The following is a 1,127-nucleotide window of genomic DNA, read 5'->3' on the forward strand; positions in this document are numbered from 1 at the left end:
AAAATAGATAATTAATAGAGAAGAATTTTGATAAATTCATTAAATGATTATTTGTTAAATAAGAAAGGATTAATGATGACTATCAAAATGAAAAATAGTATTTAAATTATTAAATTTTAATTTTGGTGGTAATAATAAAAAAAAAAAGCTTGCCCAAACCGGAATGGCCAAAAAAAAACCATACTCCATTTTGAGGCTCCAAAATATAAAGCTTTAAACTTAATTGGTCTGAAAAATAGAGTGGAATTGCATCAACCGTTTGAAATGTTAAGTAAATTATAAAAGATGGAAGTAAACTAAGCTTCAATGACTTCCATGTAGTATTCTTCGTTACGAATGCAACAATAAATACGAACATAGGAATCAATGTTAAATTGAAAATATCAATAAGAAGCCAGACTTTATTTTTATCAGCTAAATTTAAGTAGAAATTAAAAACAATAAAAGAACTCAATATGAGCTTCAAAGTAGGCCAATATGGTTGGGTATTTGATTCAGGCTTGATTTGCTGTTTCATATGGACGCTCTATATAGAAATTAGCTCATTGTACCGCATTGATATGCTTATTTGAAATGGATTCATTAGAATTAATTAAGAAATAGTTTTAACTTATTTTGAATAAGTATTAGTTCTATGAGTTCAACTTTTCGATTACTGTAACGGGGGTTTTCTATTGATTAAATCCAGATCTACCATAAATGAGGATATGTGCATGAGAAAATTAACGGATGTGACCTACGGAATGGCTGGCTTAACGGCTTTTTTCACGTTGGTTCTTTAAGCGCGAGATCTTTTCGTTCTATTTATCAAGTGGTTCTCGTTTTTTCTTAAGCAATGTGCGAACGTTCATCTCAAATATCACAAATCATTGGCCTCTAATAAGTGCAAGCAGTAATGACATTATTGATATAACGATGTTATTTATTAGCAGTATTGCAGTAAAATTAAGGCGTTGATGAGTTATTTTTTGTTGCTCAGTGGTGAGGGGATGATAATAGTTAGTAGTAGCCATTGAATGTTTGCATATCTCAATAATTTAATTTAAGTTGAATAATTCTCTTAACTAACTAAAAATATTTAGATTAAATGTAATTTTAATTGAAATTTATATATGTTTGGTAATCAA

The 1,127-nt window shown here is 28.6% G+C and carries 1 protein-coding gene; it reads right to left on the bottom strand.

All coding sequences use genetic code 11. From position 1 onward, the window contains the following. Positions 1 to 109: 109 nt before the first annotated feature. Entirely contained in the window at positions 110 to 517 is a 408-nt protein-coding gene (locus tag BHE89_RS18015; RefSeq protein WP_128860699.1) for a hypothetical protein, read from the bottom strand. Positions 518 to 1,127: the final 610 nt, after the last annotated feature.

Source organism: Shigella sp. FC1967 (assembly GCF_001743005.1).
GTDB lineage: Bacteria > Pseudomonadota > Gammaproteobacteria > Enterobacterales > Enterobacteriaceae > Proteus.